We start from the raw sequence: 20636 nt of genomic DNA on the forward strand, positions 1-20636 counted from the left end.
GCTGGCGCCGGCGCACCTGGCGCGACGCCTCCACCCGGCTCACTTCGACTCGACCAGCCGAAGCCTCGGCTCGCCGGGCTCCCCGGGCGGCGCGGGCCCGTCGGCGCCGCCCGGCGGCGGGACCTCCAGCCCGAGGTCCGGCCTGGCCGGCAGGAGCATGCGGAAGGTGGTGCCCACCCCCGGCTCGCTGTCCACCGTCAGCGCGCCGCGGTGCGCCTGCAACACCCCCAGCACCACCGAGAGCCCCAGCCCCCGCCCGTCGGCCTTGGTGGTGAAGAAGGGGTCGAAGATGCGGGCCCGGGTCTCGGCCGTCATGCCGGCGCCCTCGTCGCAGACCTCCAGCGCCAGGTAGCGCCCCTCCGGCAGCCCCTCCCCCACCGGCGAGCGTGCCAGGGCCTGGTGGTCGAACTCGCCCAGGCTGGTCCGGAGGGTGATGGCGCCCTCGCGCTCGCCCATGGCCTGGGCCGCGTTGAGGAGCAGGTTCATGACCACCTGGCGCAGCTGGGTGGCGTTGGCCTCGACCCAGGGGAGGTCCTCCGGGAGGTCGAAGACCAGCCGGCAGCGGCGCGGCAGCGAGCTGCGGACCAGCATGGCCATCTCGGCCGCCAGGCGTGAGAGGTGCAGCGGCTGCACCGGGGTCTCGCCCCGGCCGGCGTAGGCCAGCAGCTGGGCGGTCAGCTCCACCGCCCGCTGGGACCCGGCGCGCGCCTGGCCCACCTGCTCGCGCGGCTCGCCGTCCGGCAGGGCACGCAGCGCCTCGTCGAGGTTGCCGCGCACCACGGTGAGCAGGTTGTTGAAGTCGTGGGCCACCCCGCCGGCCAGCAGCCCCAGGCTCTTGAGCTTCTGCGCCTGCTGGATGCGCACCTCCAGCTCGCGCCGCTCCTCGGCGGCACCGCGGGCCGCCGTCACGTCGCGGATGGTGCCGGCGGCCCGCGACGGGCGACCGTCGGCCAGCCGCACCACCACCTTGCCGCGCACCTCGATCCAGCGCCAGGTGCCGTCGGCGTGGCGCATCCGCACCTCGCGGTGGATGAGCGCCTCCTGCCCGGCGAAGACCCGGCCCACCAGCGCCTCCAGGGGCGGCAGGTCCTCGGCGTGGACCAGCTCGCGCCAGGCGCGCACGTGGGAGGTCAGGGCACCGCCCTGGCGGCCCAGCAGGGCGGCGCCCCGCTCGCCCACCACCAGGCCGCGGGTGACCAGATCCCAGTCCCAGAAGCCGTCGGACGAGCCCTCCAGCACCAGCGCCAGCCGCTCCTCGCCACGCCGCACCGCCTCGCCCAGCTCGAGCCAGTAGACCCCCAGCAGGGTGGGCACCGCCCACATGTGCAGGGTGTGGCGCACCGGCGCCAGCAGCCAGCCGTGGCGCAGCCCGGTGCCGATGTTGACCAGCATGAGGGCGTAGTCGAGCAGGAAGCCGCCGAAGGCCAGGGCGGCGATGCGCGGCGCCAGGCCCGCCCCCCGCACGGTGAGCAGGCCAAGCACCACGCCGGAGAGGATCCCCACGCCGGCCGACCGGAAGGCCAGGTCGCCCCAGTGCTGGGCGAACTCCAGGCGGCTGGCGCCGGGCAGGTGCTCCGCCATGTCCACGAAGACCGCCCAGGAGATGGAGGTGGCCAGGTAGAGCGCGGCGGCGCAGGCCAGCCCGGCCCACAGCAGGCCGCTCAGCAGCCGGCTGCGGCCGCGGAAGGCCGCCAGGAAGGCGTACCCGGCCACCACCAGGGTGGCCAGCTCGAGGGCGTGCTCCACCGGCGGGTAGAAGATGACCACCCGGGAGAACTCGAAGAGGCCCCGGTGGCTGCCGTACTCCACCGTGAGCAGGAAGGCCTCGCGGAAGAGGCCGGCCGCGGCGGCCACGCCCATGAGCAGGTCGCGGGCGTCGCCCCGGCGCCGGTACTGCCGGTTGGCGGCCAGGGCCAGCGCCACCCAGAAGACGGCCGGGATGACGTAGCGCGGCACCGCGTTGGCCGGATCGGCGCCCGGCCCGCCGCCGAGCTGGCGCAGGAACAGCGCGAGTTCCTGGAGTGCGGCTTCGCCGATCAACGGTGCCCCTTTCCGGCCAGGCGGCAGTGTAGCCCAGCCGCGGACGTCGGACCCTGCGCCTCACCCCAAACGGCACGGGCGCGGCGGCCTCCCCGCCATGAGGCAGCGGAGATGCGCCCCCTCGCCCTCGCCCTCATCGCCCTGGTGGCGATCATCCACGTGTACGTGCTGGTGCTGGAGATGTTCCTGTGGCGCACCCGGGCCCGGCGGGTCTTCCGCATGAGCGCCGAGCAGGCCGAGGCCACCGCCACCCTGGCCGGCAACCAGGGGCTCTACAACGGCTTCCTGGCCGCCGGGCTGCTCTGGTCGCTGGCCTCCGGGCCGGAGCTGGCGGCGCGGGCCACCTTCTTCCTGGCCTGCGTGGCGGTGGCCGGGCTCTACGGGGCCGCCACCGTCAGCCGGGCCATCCTGCTGGTGCAGACGGCGCCGGCGCTCGCCGCCCTGGCGGCGCTGTGGGCCGCCTCCTGACCGGCCCGTCAGCCCCCGGCGCGGCCCGGCGGGGCGCCCGCCGCCGGCCTACTGGGCGGCGGCCTGCGCCTGCAGGGCCTGCAGGGCGGCCCTCAGGTCCGGCTGGTACTGCGTGGTGTCGAAGACCACGAAGCCCACGAAGAGCACCACGAACACCAGCGCCCCGACGAAGACCACCGCCTGGAAGCGGTGCTCGTACTTCAGGTGCATGAAGAACATGGCCACCAGCGCGGCCTTGAGGGAGGCGATGCCCAGGGCCAGCACGATGTTGAAGGGGCCGAGGTCGAGCCGCGAGCTGACCACGGTGACCACCGTCAGGGCGATGAGCGCGGCCCCGGTGCCGAGCAGCACGGCGGGCGGGAGCGCGTGGGGCGCCTGGTGGTCGTCGTGGGCGGGGGCGCCGGGCGTGGCGTGGTCGGTCATGGGCGCCTCGTCACATCAGGTAGAAGAGCGGGAAGAGGAAGATCCAGATCATGTCGACCAGGTGCCAGTACAGGGCCACCGCGTCCACCGGCACGTAGTAGCCCGGGCCGAAGTCGCCCCGCCCGGCGCGCCGGATGAGCCAGAGGTAGAGCCCCATGCCGATGAGCACGTGGATGCCGTGCAGGCCGGTCATGAGGAAGTAGATGCTGAAGAAGGTGCCCAGGTTGGTGGGCGGCGGGGCCGCCCGCAGCGCCGCCGGCAGGGCCGCCAGCATCTCCTGGCTGGGCTGGTACGCGGCGCCCCAGAAGACCCCGTTGTGCAGCTTGTGGCTGTACTCGAAGTACTTCACCACCAGGAACATGCTGGAGAGCACCAGGGTGGCCAGCAGCAGGAGCCGGAGCTCGGCCTGCCGGCCCAGCTGGGCGCTGCGCACCGACCAGGCGGCGGTCAGGCTGCTGGCGATGAGCACGCTGGTGTTGAGCGCGCCCATGCGCCAGTCGAGGAAGTGGTGGGCGTAGAGGAAGGTGTCCGGGTGGTTGGCCCGGAAGACCGAGTAGGCCACGAAGAGGCCGCCGAAGAAGAGCAGCTCGCTGGCCAGGAAGAGCCACAGGCCGAGCTTGGCCGTGTCGAGCTGCTCCCTCATGGAGCGGAAGTGGACCTGCAGGAAGGGGGAGGCCGCGGCGGCCGCCCGCTGGGTCGGCGCGCTCATCTAGGCCACCTCCCGCTTGCCGACCACCACCCAGCCCTGGTCGCCGGGCAGCTCCTTCAGGGTGGTGTAGTCGTAGGGCGAGACCCCGTCGGGCGGGACCTCGAAGTTGTGGTGCGACGGCGGCGACTCCGCCTGCCACTCCAGCGAGGCGGCGCCCCACGGGTTCCTCGGGGCCCTGGCCCCGGCCTTCCCGAGCGAGGCCAGCAGCCCCCACAGCGCCAGCACCAGGCCGGCGGTGAGCACGAAGGCGCCCACCGTGGAGAGGCGGTTCTGCCCCTGGAACTCGACCGCGTAGGTGGCGTAGCGGCGCGGCATGCCGGCGATCCCCACGATGAACTGCGGGATGAAGGTCAGGTTGAAGCCCAGGAAGACCAGCACCGCCGAGGTGACGCCGAGCCGCTCGTCGTAGAGGCGCCCGGTCATCTTGGGCCACCAGTAGTGGACCCCGGCCAGGAACGCGATCATGACCGCGCCCACCATGACGAAGTGGAAGTGGGCCACCACGAAGTAGGTGTCGTGCAGCGGGATGTCGGTGGCCAGGATCCCGAGGAACAGGCCGGTCAGGCCGCCCACCCCGAAGATGGCGAAGAAGGTCAGGACGTAGACCATGGGCGTCTTGAGGATGATGGCGCCCTTGTACATGGTGGCCAGCCAGTTGAAGGTCTTGATGGCCGAGGGGATGGCCACCAGCAGGGTCAGGAAGCTGAAGACCAGGTTGGCCCACTGGGACTGGCCGGACACGAACATGTGGTGGCCCCACACCAGGAAGCCGATGACCGCGATGGCCAGCGAGCTCATGGCGATGAAGCGGTAGCCGAAGATGGGCTTGCGGCTGAAGACCGAGACCACCTCGCTGACGATCCCCATGGCCGGCAGGATCATGATGTAGACGGCCGGGTGCGAGTAGAACCAGAAGAAGTGCTGGAAGAGCACCGGGTCGCCGCCGTACTCGGGCATGAACAGGCCGAGGTGGAAGAGGCGCTCCATGAAGCCCAGCGCCGCCGTGATGCCCAGCACCGGGGTGGCCAGGATCTGGATGATGGCGGTGGCGTAGAGCGCCCACAGGAAGAGCGGCAGGTCGAACCAGCCCATGCCCGGCGCCCGCAGCTTGTGGATGGTGGCGATGAAGTTGACGCCGGTGAGGATGGAGCTGAAGCCGGCCAGGAAGACGCCCACCAGGGCGATGAGGATGCCCAGGCCGCGGGCCCCCTCCAGGCTGTAGGGCGGGTAGAGGGTCCAGCCGGTGTCGAGCCCGCCCACCACCAGCGTGACCAGGAAGAGCACCGCCCCGGCCAGGTATAGGTAGAAGCTGAGCAGGTTGACGCGCGGGAAGGCCACGTCCTTGGCCCCCACCTGCAGCGGCAGCACGAAGTTCCCCAGCGCCGAGGGGATGCCGGGGATGACGAAGAGGAAGACCATCACCGCGCCGTGCAGGGTGAAGAGCCGGTTGTAGGTGTCGTTGGAGACCAGGCCGCCGCCGGCGTTCCAGAGGTGGAGCCGGAGCGCCAGGGCGAAGACCCCGCCCAGGATGAGGGTCCCCACGATCACGCCCAGGTACATGACCCCGATGCGCTTGTGGTCCACCGTGAGCAGCCAGGAGCGCAGGCCGCGCCCGTGGGTCAGGTAGCTGTCGCCCGCGTGTGCCGCGCCGCTCATTGCGCCTTCTCCTTGCGCTCGCCCTGCTCGTGCCGCTCGCCCTGCTCGCCGTCGTCCTGCCCGCGCCCCGGCACCAGGGTCTGGAGGTAGGCGATCAGGCCGAGCAGCTCGCGCTCCTCGAGCGCCGAGGCCGGCATGACGTCGTCGTAGCCCTTCACCACCTTGGCCCCGGGCTTCACGATCGACTCGCGCACGTAGTTCTCGTCGAACTTCGCCGTGCCGCCGCCCACCAGCTGCTCGGTGCCGCCCCACCGGCCGAAGAGGGACGGGCCGATGCCGTCGTCCTGGCCCTCCGGCTTCTCCACCGCGTGGCAGGCGCTGCAGCCCTGGTCGTCGAAGGCCTTCCGGCCGACCTCCACCAGCGAGAGGTCGGCGCCGCGCCCCTCCGCCGCCCAGGCCTGGTACTCGGCCTGGTCGGCGTGGACCACCGCCACCGCGTTCATCTGCGAGTGGTTGGTGCCGCAGTACTCGGTGCAGACGATGGGGAAGGAGCCGGCCTTGGTGGGGGTGACCAGCAGGCGGGTGTAGCGGCCCGGCACCACGTCCTGCTTGAGCCGCCACTGCGGCACGTAGAGCGAGTGGATCACGTCGGTGGAGATCATGAGCAGCTCGGTGGGCTGCCCCAGCACCAGGTGGACGTCCTTGTCCTTCTTGCCGCCCGGGTGATCGAACTGCCAGGACCACTTCTTGGCGCTGACCCGCACCTGCTGCACGTCGGCGCCCGGCGGCGCGTTGACCATGGCCTGGTAGACCTGGGTGGAGGCCACGAACACCGCCATCACCAGCAGCAGCGGGATGACCGACCAGATGATCTCCAGCCGGGTGGAGTGGTCCGGGGAGGCCTCCGGGTCCATGCGCCCCGGCCGGCGCCGGTAGCGCACCACGAAGACGATGGTGACCCCGATGATCAGCGCCAGCGAGACGGCGCTGATCCAGAAGAGCGACAGGAAGATGTGATCCGCCCCCTCGGCCACGCTGGAGGCGCGCTCCGGCAGGTAGCTGGTCTGCCCGAGGAGGAGGTGCTGCAGCGGGAGGTGGAGCTGGCTCATGGTGTCCGGCCCTGGAGGCGACGGCGCTGGGTGCCACGGTAGGCGTGGAGGCCCAGGAAGGAGAGGAGGAAGGCCAGCGCCACGCCGCCGCCGGCGCGCATCACCTTGAGCGCCAGCGGGGTCGGGTCGGCCGGGTCGAAGCCCATGCAGGTGAGCAGGAAGCCGCCCACGCCCCGCTGCTCGGCGGCGGTGGCCACGCGGTTGCCCTCGGCGCGGCCCAGCGCCTCGCGCAGCGCGGCCGGCGGGTAGCGGATGCCGTGCAGGTAGCCGCTGACGCGCCCGTCGCCGGTGAGCACCACCAGGGTGGCCTGGTGGGCGAACTCGCCGCTCCCGGGATCGTAGCGGTACCTGAAGCCGACGGCCGCGGCCAGCGCGTCCACGTCGGCCTGCGCCCCGGTGAGGAAGCGCCAGCCGGCGGCCACCCCGGGGGCGCCCCCGGCCTCGCGCACCACCGACTGCTTGTAGCGGGCCAGCTGGGGCAGCTGCTCCCGGGGGTCGATGCTGACGGTGGCGACGGAGAAGCCCTCGCCGGTCCAGCCCTGCTCCTTCAGCGCGCGGGCCAGGCCCGCCAGCTGCAGGCCGCAGAGGCGCGGGCAGCTGGTGTAGTTGAAGGAGAGCAGCAGCGGGCGCTCCCCCAGCGAGGCCAGCGTGAGCGGGCGCCCCTCCGAGTCGAGGAAGGTGGCGCCGCGGGGGACCACCGCGCCGAGCTGCTCCTGCACGCCCACCTCGGCCAGCTCGCGGCGGAGCTGATCGGTGGTCTGGGCGTGCGCCGGCCCGGCCGGCGCCGCCAGCAGGGCCAGCGCGAGCAGGGCAGTGCCGGTGAGTGAATTGACCGTGGTCAAGGGCGCGGCGGAATGTCGCCAACCCGGGCCCGAACGTCAAGGGAGATGTGCAAGGAAGCGTTTTTCGACTGTGACGGTGGGTGTCTACGACGGCGCGCCCGTGTCGCCGACCTGGACCACGCGTCCGGGTCGACCGGGACTCACCCGCCCGAGACCGGGGCAGCGCCGGCTTCCAGGAACTCCCAGAGCCGTCCGGCCAGGGCGGTGAACAGGCCGCGCTGCGCCTCGTCCCCCACCGCGGCGATGGGCGTGCCGGCGTCGGCGGAGGCCCCGATGGCGGGGTCCAGGGGCAGCTCGCCCAGGAAGGGGACGCCGTACTGCAGCGCCAGGGCCTTCCCACCCCCCTGGCCGAAGGGGTGGTGGCGCACGCCGGTGTCCGGCGCGGTGAACCAGCTCATGTTCTCCAGCACCCCCGCCACCGGCACCCCCACCTCGAGCAGCAGCCTGAGCGCTCGCCGCACGTCGTCGGTGGCCACCACCTGCGGGGTGGTCACCACCACCGCGGCGCCCACGTGGAGCTCCTGCGCCAGCGTCAGCTGGACGTCGCCGGTGCCGGGCGGCAGGTCCACCACCAGCACGTCGAGGGGGCCCCAGGCCACGTCGTCGAGGAGCTGCACCAGCGCCGAGATGGCCACCGCCGAGCGCCAGGCCAGCGGCGTGTCGGCCTCGGGCGTGGTGAGCCCCACGCTCATGACCCGGAGGCCGAAGTTCTCGGCCGGCACCATCTGGCCCTGGTCGTTCCAGCGGACCCGCTCGCCGGCCAGCTGCAGCAGCCGCGGCACGCTGGGGCCGTGCACGTCGGCGTCCAGCACGCCCACCCTCAGGCCGCGCTGGGCCAGGGCGCTGGCCACGTTGACCGCCACCGTGGACTTGCCCACCCCACCCTTCCCGCTGGTGAAGAGCAGGACGTGGCGGGCGAAGGGGGCCCGGTGGTTGGGGCGGGCCGTGTGCCCGAAGGTGAGATCGGGGGGCGCCCCCAGGCGCACCAGGCCGTCCTGGCTCACGGGCGGCGCCGGCCCGGGCGCCGCGTCACAGGCAGCCCTTGAAGGCGCCGGCCTTCTTCTTCTTGGCCACCGAGAACTCGTCCACCTCCACCGTGGCGATGTCCTGCCGGGCGTCCACCGCCACGGCCTTGCCGGTGAAGTCGATGCTGCCGCCGCCGAAGGCGCCCTCCAGCTGGTAGCGGTGCACCTTCTTCTCGGCGATCCGGTAGATGGCCTTCTCGGCCACGTCGAAGACCACCAGCGCCTTCTTCACCTCGGCGGGCGGGCAGGCGTTGAGCCGCTTGAGCTCGCCGGACTGGCGCACCTGCAGGGCGCAGCTGAGCCCGGTGACCACGCCGGCGGTCACGTCGATCTCCTCGCCGACGTCGGCTGGCCGGGCGGCGCCCGGGGCCAGCAGGGCGGCGGCCAGCAGCAGCGCGGTGGCGGTGAGACGGGAGCGGGTGGTCACGGCGTCCTCCGGGCGGGCGGGGCACCGCCCATGGTGACGAGGTAGGCCAGCAGGTCGGCCAGGTCCTGGGGCGGCAAGGCGGCGTAGTCGGGCATGGTGGAGACCGTGCGCCCGTCGGCCTCGCGGGCGAACCAGGTGAAGGCCTCGTCGTCCGGCCAGGCGCCGCGGGCGTCGCGGGCCGCGGTCCGGTCCTGGTGCTGGCGCGGGTTGGGGTTGGGCACGATGACCTCGCTCGGCCGGAGCAGCGAGGCGCGCAGGTACCCGGGCGTGGCGATCACCCCGATGGCGCTCAGGTCCGGCGCCAGGCCCGGCGCCGCCCCCTGGTGGCCGGCCGCCGCGTGGCAGGCGGTGCAGCTCTCCTCGAAGAGGCCCCTGCCGCGGACTGCGTCGCCCAGGTCGCCGGGGCCGCGGCCGAAGGCCTGCTCGGCGGCGTAGCCAGCGTCGAGCGGCTGGCCCGGCAGCCGGAGGAAGCGCCAGCCGGTGAGCGCCTTGTTGCCGCCGCGCTCCTGCCGGGAGCCGTCCCAGGTGGCCAGGGCGAAGGGCACCAGCCCCTGGCGCAGGTCGAGGCCGGCCGCGGCCAGCGGTCGCACGAAGAGGGCCCGCCAGGCCTGGCGCTGCCGGTCGTAGCGCAGCGCCACGGTGAGCGGCCCCAGGTCGGTGCGGGCCAGCGTGCCGAAGCCGGCGCCGGTGGTGGCCCGGGCCTGCGCCCCGGCGGCGGTGGCGCGGGCCAGCAGCACGGCCACCGGCTGGCCCTCGTCGCCCATGCCGACGTAGGGCAGGCGCTGGCCGGGGCCGAAGCGGAGCGGCAGCTGCAGCGCGGCGCCGTCGCCGTAGCGGTCGGTGGCGTCCGGCGGGGCCAGGTCCTCGGTGGCGTCGGCCCACTCCACCAGCACCGCCAGGGCGACGCCGTCGGTGGCGGCGCGCACCGAGAGGCTCCGCGGCCCGCCCGAGGCCAGCGCGGCGTTGGCGGCCCGGTCGTGCAGCCGGATGGAGCGCTGGGGCGCAGCCGGCACGGTGAGGGCGGGCAGGGCGGCCCAGGCGGCCGCCGCGGGATCGGCCGGGAGGGTCGGCAGGCGCTGCACCTCCAGCGCCTCGGGGATGGCCGCCGTGGCGGGGCTGGCGGCGCCTCCGGCGGCGGGCGTGGGGGTGGCCGCCGGGGCGGCCTCGGCCGCGCCGGCGAGCAGCGCGGTGGCGAGCAGCGCGGCCCGGACCAGGCGGCGCAGGGCGGTGACTCGGACGTGGTGGCGCATGGTCACGTCCCCCTCGCCGGACCGGCCGACTTCACGCCGCGGCGTCCCAGCGGCACCAGCCCCGGGTCCACCGGCGCGCCCAGCCGGAACATCTCGGCCTGGCGGAAGGCGATGAGCAGGTCCATCAGCTCCGAGGGCTGCCCGGCCGCGCGCCGCTGCTTCTCCTGCTCCAGCGTGGCCAGGGCCTTCTTGACCTCTGGCCCGAAGAGCTCGACCAGCGAGGCCAGCGGGATCCGCTGGCTGCCCGGGATGGGCTTGCCGAAGGCGTCGAACTTCGGCGGGCCGGGCAGCGGTGGCACGTAGAAGACGTTGGGCTGGGTGCCCAGCTCCGGGTGGAGCGGCAGCGCCACCTTCCAGCGGTGCACCAGCTGGTGCACCTGGCCGGCCTGGTCGTCGAGGTAGCCCACGAAGCGCAGGCGGCCGACGCACTGCTGGGCGCAGGCCGGCGGCAGCCCCTTCTCGACGCGCGGGAAGCAGAGGATGCACTTCTCCGACTTGAAGCGCGCCGTGTTGAAGTAGACCTTCTTGTACGGGCAGCCGGCGATGCAGTAGCGCAGCCCCTCGCACTTGTCCTGGTCCACCAGCACCACGCCGTCCTGGTCGCGCTTGAAGATGGCGCCGCGCGGGCAGGCCGCCAGGCAGCCCGGGTTGGCGCAGTGGTTGCAAATGCGCGGCAGGTAGAAGTGCCAGCTGTTGGGGAAGGTCCCGGCGCCGACGTCCTCGTCCCAGTTCGGCCCGTTGTGTGGCTCGCCCTGGACCCTCAGCTCGGCCCCCTCGGCCAGCTCGTCGAGGTTGAAGTCCCAGGGGGTGCCGTAGCCGCCGGAGAGCGAGGGCACGGTGCCCTCCTGCAGGGCGCCGGCCGCGTCGAAGCCGCCGCCCATGCCCTCCCAGCCGCGCGGGTAGCCGCCGCCCGGGCGGGTCTCCACGTTGTTCCAGTACATGTACTGGCGGCCGTCCCGGTTGGTCCACTGCGTCTTGCAGGCCACCGTGCAGGTCTGGCAGCCGATGCACTTGTTGAGGTCCATCACCATCGCGAGCTGGCGGGTCGTCATGGCGTCCCCTTACCCGACCTTGGCCACGTCGACCGTGGCGTCGTAGGCGTGCTGGTTGCCGTCCCAGCTGGCGCCGAACTTGAGGTGACCCCAGCCGTCGGAGAGCTCCAGCAGGTTGATGGCGTCGCCCACCAGGGCGTTGTGCCCCTGCTTGCCGCGGTACTGGAACGGCTCCCAGCCGTGCTCCAGCACCACCGCGCCGGGCGGCACCCCGGCCGACAGCTTGGCCAGCAGCTCCGCCTGGCCCAGGTCGTTCCACATGCGCATCCGGTCCCCGTCGGCGATGCCCTTGGCCTTGGCGGTGGCGGGGTTGAGCATGGCGCAGGGCTCACCGCGCTGCAGCCTGAGCAGCGTGGGCGACACCTTGTAGGTCGAGTGGATCGACCAGCGGGCGTGGGGCGTCATCAGCAGCAGCGGGAAGCGCCTGGGGTGGATGGGCAGGGTGGCGGCCGGCAGGCTGGCGCCGGCGGCGATCCAGGCCGGGTCGTCCACGTAGAAGGTGAGCCGGCCGGAGACGGTCTCGAACCGCTGGCTCAGGTAGAGGTTGTTCTCGAAGGAGCTGTAGGGCCGGTCCGGGTAGAGCGGCGAGGTCTTGCCGGCCAGGTCGTTGAGCACCAGGAACCCGCCGCGGGCCACCATCGACTGGGGGGTGCTGGGCTTGAACTGGTCGACGTGCTCCAGGGCGAACTCCACCGCGTCGCGGTCGGTGCGCAGCTTGCCGCCCAGGGTGAACTCCTCCACCAGCTTGTCGAGCGGGCGGACGCCCTCCTGCGCATGGGTCGGGTCGGGGATGCGGATGGACCGCTGGTCGCCGGTGGCCTGGTGCCGCGCCACCGCCAGGGCCTGCAGCTTCTCGGCGATGAGGGTCGAGATCTCCCACTCCGACCTGGCCTCGCCCACCGGCTTCAGGTTGGCCGGCGGGGCGCACACGTTGGCGAAGCGGTGGTAGCCGGGGTTGGTGCGCAGGTCCCAGGCCTCGTAGGCGGAGGTGCAGGGCAGCAGCACGTCCGCGAAGGTGGCGAAGTCGCTCATGCGCGTGTCGCCGTAGGCGATGAAGGCGGCCTTCTCCAGGAAGGCCTGCTTGTAGCGCCCCTTGTTGCGGCGGAAGCGGGCGTCGGCGAAGAGCAGGAAGGTCTCGGTCTCCTTCCACCAGGGCTTGCCCTGCCGGGCCTTGGCCGGGCCGTCGCCCTCGGAGGCGTCGAGCGCCGCCTTCACGGAGGCCTGGTGGGCGGCGCGGCTGGTGCCGGTGGCGCGCCGGTAGTCGGCGTCGTCGAAGGACGGGTCCGCGGCGCCGTCGCCCAGCATCCACTCGGAGACGAAGCCGGAGGCGAAGCGGTGCTGGTACCGGCCGGCGAAGCCGGAGAGCGCCTCCAGGCCGGTGATGGACCACTCGTTCTCGGTGTTGAGCCCGCCGGCGGGGCCCAGCTTGCCCAGGAAGGCGGCCAGCGCGGAGATGGCCCGCTGCGACAGCATGCCGTTGAAGTGCTTGCCCACCGCGAAGCCCAGGGTGAGCACCGCCACCTTGCTCGAGCCCAGCAGGGTGGCCAGCTGGTCCACCACCGCCGGGTGCACCCCGGTGATGGGCTGGACCTTGGCCGCGGCGTAGGCGCCGAGCTCCTTGGCGAAGAGCGAGAAGGCCGGCGCCACCTCCACCTCGCCGTGCCCCTTGAGCTTGAGCCGGTAGCGGCCGGAGAGCGCCGGGTCGAGGTTCCAGGAGATGTCCTCGAGCCGCAGGGTCTCCACGGTGGACCCCTCGCAGCCGGGCAGCGCGGTGGCCTTGCGCTGCTTCAGGTCCCAGGCCAGGAAGACCTCGTGGTGCTTCTCGTGGTCGGCCGCGAAGCGCTCCACCGAGGCCTGGTCGAAGCGCGGGTCGGAGAGGTCCACGTCGTGCAGCCGGACCAGCTGGCGGGTGTCGGTGCGCACCAGCAGCGTCAGGTCGGTGAACTGCTTGAGGAAGCGCTCCGGGTAGAGCTTGCGCTGCAGCAGCCGGTGCATCACCGCCAGGGCCAGGTGGCCGTCGCCGCCCGGCTTGACCGGCACCCACAGGTCGGCGTGGATGGCCGAGGCGTTGAACTCCGGGGTCACCACCACGATCTTGGCCCCGCGGTACTTGGCCTCCCACAGGTAGTGGGCGTCGGGGATGCGGGAGGTGTTGGGGTTGCAGCCCCAGAAGACCGCCACGTCGGCGCCGTAGAGGAAGTCGTAGGTGCAGCCCAGGTTGCCCTCGCCGTAGACGGCCGAGACGCCCGGGAAGTTGTCTCCCACGTAGCTGGCGATGTACGGGCGGACCGCCCCGAGCAGCGTCCCGAGCCGCTTCACCGAGGCGGCGCGCGCCTCGGAGAGCATGCCCGAGCCCATGTGCACGTAGTTCCCGGCCGGGCCCTTCTCCAGCATGGTCTGGTAGAGCCGGGTGGCCACCTCGGTGATGGCCTCGTCCCAGGAGATGCGCTTCCACTTGCCCTCGCCCCGCGCGCCGGCCCGGCGCATCGGGTACATGAGCCGGTCGGCCTGGTAGACCAGCTGCGAGTGCTGCGCCCCCTTGTTGCAGCCGCGCGGGTTGGCGTCCGGGACGTCGGCCGCCACCGGCGGGTAGCTGGCCGACTGGTTCTCGCGGGTGATGCGCCCGCCGGCGTCGGTCCAGACCTCCCAGGCGCAGTTCCCCTGGCAGTTGACGCAGTGGTAGGCGTAGCCGTGCTGCTCGGCGTCGCCGTAGGTGCGGGCGAACTCCTCGCGCCAGGCGGCCTCGGTGGAGGCCCCGGGGGTCGGCGCCGGGGGCGGGACCGGCGGCGCGGCCGGCTGGGCCGCCGGGGCGGCCGCGGTCTCGCTGGCCAGGCCGGAGATCCCCAGCGCGGCGAAGCCCTTCAGCAGGTTCCTGCGGCTCACGGTCATGGCCGACTCCCCCTCTGCGCTCGGTGCGGCGGTGTGGTGCGGCGAGGTCAGGCTGGCGCGGCGGTCAGGGCTGGGCGGCCAGCGGGAGCGTCGGGTCGTTGCCCCACTCGTCCCAGGAGCCGACGTAGACCTTCACGTTGGCGTGGCCGGCCTGCTTGAGGGCCAGGTACTGGAACGAGCCGCGCCCCAGCCCGACGTGGCAGTAGCTGATGACCGTCTTGGACGGGTCGTAGCCGTTCTTCTTGAGCTTCTCGAGCTGCTTCTGCAGCTCCGCCGCGTCCTTCAGGGTGGGCTTGTCGGCCTGTCCGTCCTTGTTCCCGGCGTACTTGCTCCAGGGCGAGAAGACCGCGCCGGGGATGGCGCCGCCCCGCTTCACGGTGATCTCCTCGTCCTCGTTGGCGTGGGCGGTCTGGAGCGCCTTGCCGCTGAACTCGTCGAGGGTGTGGCGGGCGTCCAGGATGAGGTAGTGGGCCGCGTCGCCGGTGGCCTTCTTCACCTCGTCCACCGTGGCGATCATGGAGCGATCCACCACCGGGGTGAAGGCCTTGGCCGGCACCTTGGCGGGCTGGCCGGCCTCCACCGGGCCGCCGTGGGCCACCCAGGTGGCCAGGCCGCCCTCCAGGATGCGGACCTTCTTCACCCCGTAGAGCTTGAGGAAGAACCAGGTGCCCGAGGCGTTGGCGCCGGCGCCCAGGTCGTAGACCACCACCTCGGTGGCGGCGTCGATGCCCAGCTCCCCGCCGATGTAGGCGGCGGCGTGGTCCTCGCACATGGGCAGGCCCTGGCAGGCCTTCACGTCGTCCAGGTAGTGGAGCCCGTGGGCGTAGGCGTCCACCGAGCCCGGCAGGTGGGCCTTGCTGAAGTCCTTCTCCGAGTCGGCCCAGACGAAGCGGACCCCGGGGTTGCCCACCAGGGCCTTGGCCTCCTCGTGGGAGATGAACTCGCCGGCGGCCAGGGCCGGGGCGGCGTGGAGCAGCGGGAGCAAGGTGAGGGCGAGGGCGGCGGCGGTTCTCATCGGAGTCCTCTCGGGGCGGGTTCCAGCGGGGCGGGAGCGGCGATGGTGTGGGGTCACGGGAGCGAGGGAGCGGGCCGGAGGTCCGGCACGCCCAGGTCGAGGTGCCGGGCCCGGTAGCCAGCAGATCTCAGAACCCGGACGGCGTCCACCGCCAGCGGGCAGTAGGGTCCGCGGCAATAGGTCACCACCGCGCGGTCGCGTGGGAGCTCCGCCAGCCGGGACGGCAGCTCCGCCAGGGGCACCGATCTCGCCCCCGGCAGGTGGCCGGCTTCGTACTCTGCGGTCGGGCGCACGTCGAGCAGCGTGCACCGCCCCGCCTGGATCTCGTCGAGCACCTCATCGCGCTCGGCGGGGTCGAGCACGCCGAGCTCACGCCGCAGGCGATCCATCTCCGGCAGCAGCGCCTCGGCCAGCCCGCGCATCAGGCCAAAGGCCTGCGAGACCCCCGCGTCGGTGAGCCGGTAGCGGCTGCGCCGACCGTCGCGGTCCGAGGTCACCAGGCGGGCCGCCCGCAGCTGCTGCAGGTGGCGCGAGGCGTTGGCCAGGCTCACGCCCGCGGTCTCCGCCAGGTCCTCCACGCTGCGCGGCGCCTGGCGCAGGAGGTCGAGCAGCTGGAGTCGGACGGGGCTCCCGAGCGCCCGGCCGAGCCGGGCGATCTCGCCGTAGTGAGCCCGGGCGGCGTGGCGGGCGGGCGGTGAGCTGACATCAATCAATTGAATTATTGAATGTCGTAAATCCCGGCCAGACCTTCAAGTTCCCGCAAGGGCTGCCGCTTTCGGGTGGTAGTGCGGGCTCCCGCGGGCTCCCGACCTGCCGGACCCTGCCTCCGAGGCCGTCCGTCTCCTTGCCCCCCTTCACCCGTGCGCTGCCTGCTGGCCCGCCGCGCCGGCGCCAGCCACGACGGGCGCCTGCGCGGCCCGCTCCACCAGCGCCGCGGCGTCGGCGGTGATGGCCGCCACCAGCGCCGCCGGCGGCTCGAGCGTGGAGGCGCCGAAGGCGCGGGCGGCCTCGCCGGCGCGCGCCAGGGCGGCCGCCTCGGCCTCGGTCACCAGGCCGGCCGGCACCAGGTGTCCGTGGAGGGCCGCGAGCAGGGCGGCGGGATCGGCCCCCGGGTCGCCGCGCGGGTCGCGCGCGCGGCAGGCCAGCGCCATGGCCGCGTGGAAGAGCGGCAGGGCCTCGGCGGCCTGGCCGGCGCGGGCCAGCGCCACCGCCGCCGCCCGCTTCCGCGCGGCCAGGGCGGCCAGCGGGCCGAGGGCGGCGGGCGGCGGGCGGCGGACCGGCGGCACCACCCGGAGCGCCGGCGCGGCGCCGTCCGGACGGCCGGTGGCGGCGGCGAACTCCCCGCCCAGCGTGGTGGCCAGGCGGCGCGCCAGCGTGGCGAGCTCCAGGTCGGAGGTCTCGGTGTCGTCTCCCACCGCGGCCTCGAAGAGCGCCCGCTTGCCGGTCAGGCTGGCCTCCAGCCGCTCCTCGAAGCTCCCCTCCGACACCAGCAGCACCACGTTGACGGGCTCGCGCTGCCCGAGCCGGTGCACCCGGGCGATGCGCTGGGCCAGCACCGCGGGCGTCCAGGGCAGGTCGAGGTTCACCACGTGGCTGGCCGCCTGCAGGTTGAGCCCGACGCCCCCCGCGTCGGTGGAGAGGAAGACCTGGCAGGCCGGGTCCTCGCGGAAGCGGTCCACCAGCGCCCCGCGCGCCGCCGCCGGCACGCCGCCGTGCAGCCGCACGTGGCCCACGCCCAGCCGCTGGCACACCTCGGCCGCCATGGCCTGCATCCGCTCCCACTCCGAGAAGACCACCACCTTGCGGCCACCGGCCAGGCACAGCTCCTCCAGCAGCCGCTCCAGCTCCTCCAGCTTGGGTGCCCCCTCGGTCACCCCGTCCACCAGCCCGGCCGCGTCGCTCGCCAGGCGCATCCGCTGGAAGGCCCGCAGCAGCCGCTGCTCCTCCGACGGCGTGAGCGGGCGCTGGCGCGCGGCCGCCAGCAGCCGGGCCGCGGACTCGTCGGCCTCGGCGTGCAACGCCACCTGCGCCGCGCCCATGGGCACCACCCGGCGGGACACCAGCCGCGCCGGCAGGTCGGTGAGCACCTCCTCCTTGCGGCGGCGCAGGGCCACCGGCGCCAGCCGCTCCCGCAGCCGGTCCAGCCCGCGGTACCCGACCGGCCGGCCGGCCTCGTCCAGCCGGGTGAACTCCTCGTTGAAGCGCCAGAGCGGCCCGAAGCGGTGGGGATCCACCACCTGCATCAGGCTGTAGAGGTCGTCGAGCCGGTTCTCCAGCGGCGTGCCGGTGAGCACGAAGGCGAAGCGGCTGGTGAGGCCCTTCACCACCGCGGCGGTGCGGGTGCGCCAGTTCTTGATGCGCTGGGCCTCGTCGAGCACCAGCAGGTCCGGCGCCAGGGCCGAGAGCTCACGGGCGTCGGCCCGGACCAGCTCGTAGCTGGTCACCAGCACCGGCGGGGCCGCCGCGTAGGTGGCCAGGCGCGCCGCGCGGGCGCCGCCCACCACGGCCACGTCGGCCGGCCCCAGCCCGGCGAACTCCAGCAGCTCGCGCTGCCACTGGTGCTTGAGCGAGGCCGGGCAGACCACCACGGTGCGCCGCACCTCGCCGCGCCGGGCCAGGTGGACCAGCGCGGCGATGGCCTGGGCGGTCTTGCCGAGGCCCATCTCGTCGGCCAGCAGGGCGCGACCGCGCGAGGCCAGGAAGGCCACGCCCTCCACCTGGTACGGGTAGAGCCGGCGCAGCAGCCCGGGCGGCAGCGGGCCGGCGGCGCGCACCTCGGCCTCCACCTCGCGCCGGCGCCGCTCCAGCTCGGCGGCCTCCACGGCCCGCGCCCCCAGCGCCGCCACCTCGTCCGGCACCTCCAGCCCGGCCTCCCTGGCCGCCGCCTCCAGCGCCGACCAGGCCACCTCGAGCGGGGCGGCCAGGGTGCCGTCTCTCCCGAAGAAGGCCTCGGCCAGCCGCCGCCCCGGCGCGCCGCCGCCCGGCGCCTGCCGGAGCCCGACCGTGGCCTCCGGGGTGAACGCCAGGTGGAGGTAGCCGGCCGCGGGGCCCTCCTCGACCGCCCTCGCCCAGCGCCGCGGGGCGTCGGTGCGCAGCCGGTGCAGCACCGCCTCGACGTGCTTGCAGGTGCCGAGCAGGTTGGTGGCGAAGTCCGGGCAGGTGCAGCCGTTGTGGCGCTCGACGAGCGACCGGAGCACGACCCGGTAGGCCCGGGCCGAGGGCGAGGAGACCAGCCAGCCGCCCGTGAGCCCGGCCGGCTGCCCGGGCTGGCGGCGCACCTCGAAGAGGTCGGAGGCGCCGCGCGCCTCGCGTCGCCGCAGCTCGGCGTCGCGCGCGCCGAGCCCGGCCGCCTCCACCTCGGGCGCCGTCGAGACCTCGCCGAGCAGCACCAGGCCGAGCGCCGCGCCGTGGGCGCAGCGGCTCTCACCGCAGGAGCAGGCGGTGCCCAGCCCCTGGCTCGACCAGGCCAGCCGGGTGTGGTGGAGCAGGCGGTCGGCGCCGGCCACCACCGCGTCGGCGTGGGTGGGGCGCAGGGTGGGGCGCGAGACGCGCCCGGCCGCCACCGCCTCCCGCCCCTCGGCGAGGGGGCCCTCCGCGAAGAGCTCCGCCAGCGCGGCGGGGGTGAGCTGGAGCACCAGCGTGGGCGATGGGGTGGCCTTGGGCACGGTGCGACCTCCGCGGTGGGGCTCGGGGCGAGGGGGCCTGGCCGGCGGCGCCGGGACGGCACGGACCGCGCGGACCGCGCGGTCGGGCGCCGGAGGCGACGCGGCGGGGGCCAGGGCGAAGAGGAGGGGCTGGCTGCTCATGTGTTCAGATACTGCCAGGGCGCCCTGACACCGGGCGGGCCGCCGTTAGGGATCCCGGGCATGGACCCCCTCCCCGCCCCCCGCCTCCACCTCGTGGACGGGACCTTCGAGCTCTTCCGCGCCCACTTCTCCAGGCGCCCTGGCCACGCCGCACCCGATGGCCGGGACGTCAAGGCCACGGTGGGCCTGGCCTCCAGCCTGGTGGCCCTGCTGCGCGACCGGCGCGAGGCGCCGACGCACCTGGCGGTGGCCTTCGACCACCCCATCCGCTCGTTCCGCAACGACCTGTGGCCGGGCTACAAGACCGAGGCCGGCATGCCGCCAGCGCTGCTGGCCCAGCTCGACGACGCGGAGGCGGCGGCCCGGGCGCTCGGCCTGGTGGCCTGGCCCATGGACGCCTTCGAGGCCGATGACGCCCTGGCCAGCGCCACGGCCCGCTTCCGCGGCGAGGTGGCCGAGGTCCGCATCCTCACGCCGGACAAGGACCTGGGGCAGTGCCTGGAGGCCGGGCGGGTGGTGCAGGTGGACCGGGTGCGCGACGCGGTCATCGACGAGGCGGCGCTGCTGGCGCGGCGCGGCGTGGCGCCGGCCAGCGTGCCCGACCTGCTGGCGCTCACCGGCGACGAGGCCGACGGCTTCCCCGGGCTGCCGGGCTTCGGCGAGAAGACCGCGGCGGCGCTGCTGGGCGCCTTCCGCCACCTGGAGGCCATCCCGGACGACCCGGCCCGCTGGCCGCCCGGGATCCGCGGCGCCGCGAGGCTGGCCGCCACGCTGGCGACGCGCCGCGAGGAGGCGCTGCTGTTCCGCCGCCTGGCCACCCTGGTCACCACGGTGCCGCTGGCGGAGCCGCTGGCGGGCCTGCGCTGGGGCGGCGTCCCCAGGGCCGCCTTCACGGCCTGGTGCGGACGCATGGGCGCCGCCCGGCTCCTGCAGGCCGTGGAGGCCTCCGGCCTGCCGTGGGCCTGAGCAGCCGGGCCAGCTGGCGCCGCCGCGGTCCCCGGCAAGGGGCCCGGGCCTGGCGGGATTGTGGGCCGCCGGCGCGCCGTGGTCTGCTCGCCGTCCCATGTGCACCTTCTGCGTCCAGCACGGCGACGGCAAGCGCTGGTACCTGAACGCCCAGAACTACGCCGCCGACCTGGAGTCCGACCTGAAGCGGCGCGGCTTCATGGTGGGCTTCGTCCAGGGCTTCGAGCGCAGCCGCCGCTCCATCCAGGTGGGCCTGGGCGCGCTCCGGCTGCTGCCCCGGCCGGTGCGCGGCGCCCTGGCCGAGCGGGCCTCGCGCACCCAGCAGGCCGAGCACTTCGGCCAGCCGGTCTCGCTGGAGGACTGCGAGAAGATCCTCGACCTGGCCACCAACGTGACCCGGCTGCCCTGCGTCTGCCGCGGCGCCATGGTGCCCGGCTCCAACGCCGAGTCCTGCTGCCTGGTGGTGACCGCCACGCCCCACGACGGCGTGGTGGCCGAGGTCTTTCGCGGCTACCAGGGTGGCCCGCAGGCCGAGGGCTTCGAGACCCTCGACAAGCCCCGGGCGCTGGCGCTGCTGCGCCGCTGCGAGGAGGCCGGGCTGGCCCACACCGCCTGGACCTTCCACACCCCCTTCGTGGCCGCGCTCTGCAACTGCGACCTGCCGAGCGGCTGCCTGGCCATGAACACCCAGCTCCGGGGTGGCGTGCGGGTCATGTGGAAGGGCGAGGACGTGGTCCGGCTGGACGCCGAGCGGTGCAGCGGCTGCGCCCAGTGCGTGCCGGCCTGCCCCTTCGGCGCCCTCACCCGGGTGCGGAAGGGCGAGGTCCGGCTCGACCGGCAGGGCTGCTGGGGCTGCGGCACCTGCCGGGCCCACTGCGCCCGCGGGGCGCTGGCGCTCGAGCCGCGCGACGCGGCGCCCGACGTGGCCGGGCGCTGGTGAGGGCGGCCCGGCGGCAGCGGGTGGTGGGCGCCATCCTGCCCGACCTCTCCACCCCGTTCGGCGGGCCGCCGGAGTCGGC

General features: G+C 74.3%; 17 protein-coding genes. 3 read left to right on the forward strand and 14 right to left on the reverse strand.

Features of this window, described 5'->3' with window-relative positions; all coding sequences use genetic code 11:
* Nucleotides 1-39: 39 nt before the first annotated feature.
* Nucleotides 40-2040 carry a PAS domain-containing protein gene (locus IPO09_21910; protein MBK9519927.1) on the reverse strand — a complete coding sequence of 667 codons (2001 nt, stop codon included), beginning with the start codon at nucleotides 2038-2040 and terminating at the stop codon, nucleotides 40-42.
* A gap of 111 nt (nucleotides 2041-2151) precedes the next feature.
* Here IPO09_21910 and IPO09_21915 point away from each other — a divergent pair, with 111 nt between their 5' ends.
* Nucleotides 2152-2508, forward strand: a complete 357-nt coding sequence (locus IPO09_21915; GenBank protein MBK9519928.1) for a DUF1304 domain-containing protein — start codon at nucleotides 2152-2154, stop codon at nucleotides 2506-2508.
* Nucleotides 2509-2556: 48 nt separating this feature from the next.
* Here IPO09_21915 and IPO09_21920 read toward each other — a convergent pair whose 3' ends face one another.
* The 13 genes from IPO09_21920 to IPO09_21980 form a co-directional block, all read right to left on the reverse strand.
* Nucleotides 2557-2931, reverse strand: a complete 375-nt coding sequence (locus tag IPO09_21920; protein MBK9519929.1) for a cytochrome C oxidase subunit IV family protein — start codon at nucleotides 2929-2931, stop codon at nucleotides 2557-2559.
* A gap of 10 nt (nucleotides 2932-2941) precedes the next feature.
* Nucleotides 2942-3640, reverse strand: coding sequence for a cytochrome c oxidase subunit 3 family protein (locus tag IPO09_21925; GenBank protein MBK9519930.1), 699 nt, complete (start codon nucleotides 3638-3640; stop codon nucleotides 2942-2944).
* Complete coding sequence (gene ctaD / locus IPO09_21930; protein ID MBK9519931.1) at nucleotides 3641-5296, reverse strand: cytochrome c oxidase subunit I; 1656 nt, start codon at nucleotides 5294-5296, stop codon at nucleotides 3641-3643.
* Nucleotides 5293-6345: a cytochrome c oxidase subunit II gene (locus tag IPO09_21935; protein ID MBK9519932.1), complete on the reverse strand. Its 1053-nt coding sequence runs from the start codon at nucleotides 6343-6345 to the stop codon at nucleotides 5293-5295. Before IPO09_21935 ends, ctaD begins: the two co-directional genes overlap by 4 nt.
* Nucleotides 6342-7154 (reverse strand): SCO family protein, encoded by an 813-nt coding sequence (locus IPO09_21940; protein ID MBK9519933.1) that lies wholly within the window; start codon nucleotides 7152-7154, stop codon nucleotides 6342-6344. Before IPO09_21940 ends, IPO09_21935 begins: the two co-directional genes overlap by 4 nt.
* Before the next feature lie 173 nt (nucleotides 7155-7327).
* Nucleotides 7328-8167: an Mrp/NBP35 family ATP-binding protein gene (locus IPO09_21945; protein ID MBK9519934.1), complete on the reverse strand. Its 840-nt coding sequence runs from the start codon at nucleotides 8165-8167 to the stop codon at nucleotides 7328-7330.
* Nucleotides 8168-8216: 49 nt separating this feature from the next.
* On the reverse strand, nucleotides 8217-8639 hold the full coding sequence (locus tag IPO09_21950) for a hypothetical protein (GenBank protein ID MBK9519935.1): 423 nt from the start codon (nucleotides 8637-8639) through the stop codon (nucleotides 8217-8219).
* On the reverse strand, nucleotides 8636-9889 hold the full coding sequence (locus IPO09_21955; protein ID MBK9519936.1) for a c-type cytochrome: 1254 nt from the start codon (nucleotides 9887-9889) through the stop codon (nucleotides 8636-8638). Before IPO09_21955 ends, IPO09_21950 begins: the two co-directional genes overlap by 4 nt.
* A gap of 2 nt (nucleotides 9890-9891) precedes the next feature.
* Nucleotides 9892-10941: a respiratory nitrate reductase subunit beta gene (locus IPO09_21960; GenBank protein ID MBK9519937.1), complete on the reverse strand. Its 1050-nt coding sequence runs from the start codon at nucleotides 10939-10941 to the stop codon at nucleotides 9892-9894.
* Nucleotides 10942-10950: 9 nt separating this feature from the next.
* Nucleotides 10951-13830 carry a molybdopterin-dependent oxidoreductase gene (locus IPO09_21965; GenBank protein ID MBK9519938.1) on the reverse strand — a complete coding sequence of 960 codons (2880 nt, stop codon included), beginning with the start codon at nucleotides 13828-13830 and terminating at the stop codon, nucleotides 10951-10953.
* A 64-nt stretch (nucleotides 13831-13894) separates the two neighbouring features.
* A complete protein-coding gene (locus tag IPO09_21970) occupies nucleotides 13895-14845 on the reverse strand; it encodes a sulfurtransferase (GenBank protein MBK9519939.1) in 951 nt (316 codons plus the stop codon).
* A 53-nt stretch (nucleotides 14846-14898) separates the two neighbouring features.
* Entirely contained in the window at nucleotides 14899-15555 is a 657-nt protein-coding gene (locus IPO09_21975) for a metalloregulator ArsR/SmtB family transcription factor (protein ID MBK9519940.1), read from the reverse strand.
* Nucleotides 15556-15699: 144 nt separating this feature from the next.
* Nucleotides 15700-18510 carry a DEAD/DEAH box helicase gene (locus IPO09_21980; protein ID MBK9519941.1) on the reverse strand — a complete coding sequence of 937 codons (2811 nt, stop codon included), beginning with the start codon at nucleotides 18508-18510 and terminating at the stop codon, nucleotides 15700-15702.
* A 201-nt stretch (nucleotides 18511-18711) separates the two neighbouring features.
* On the opposite strand from IPO09_21980, the gene IPO09_21985 reads away from it, so the two are divergent.
* Both IPO09_21985 and IPO09_21990 read left to right on the forward strand, forming a co-directional pair.
* Complete coding sequence (locus IPO09_21985; GenBank protein MBK9519942.1) at nucleotides 18712-19617, forward strand: flap endonuclease; 906 nt, start codon at nucleotides 18712-18714, stop codon at nucleotides 19615-19617.
* A 97-nt stretch (nucleotides 19618-19714) separates the two neighbouring features.
* Nucleotides 19715-20557 carry a 4Fe-4S binding protein gene (locus tag IPO09_21990; GenBank protein MBK9519943.1) on the forward strand — a complete coding sequence of 281 codons (843 nt, stop codon included), beginning with the start codon at nucleotides 19715-19717 and terminating at the stop codon, nucleotides 20555-20557.
* Nucleotides 20558-20636: the final 79 nt, after the last annotated feature.

It is taken from the genome of Anaeromyxobacter sp., from assembly GCA_016718565.1.
GTDB lineage: Bacteria > Myxococcota > Myxococcia > Myxococcales > Anaeromyxobacteraceae > JADKCZ01.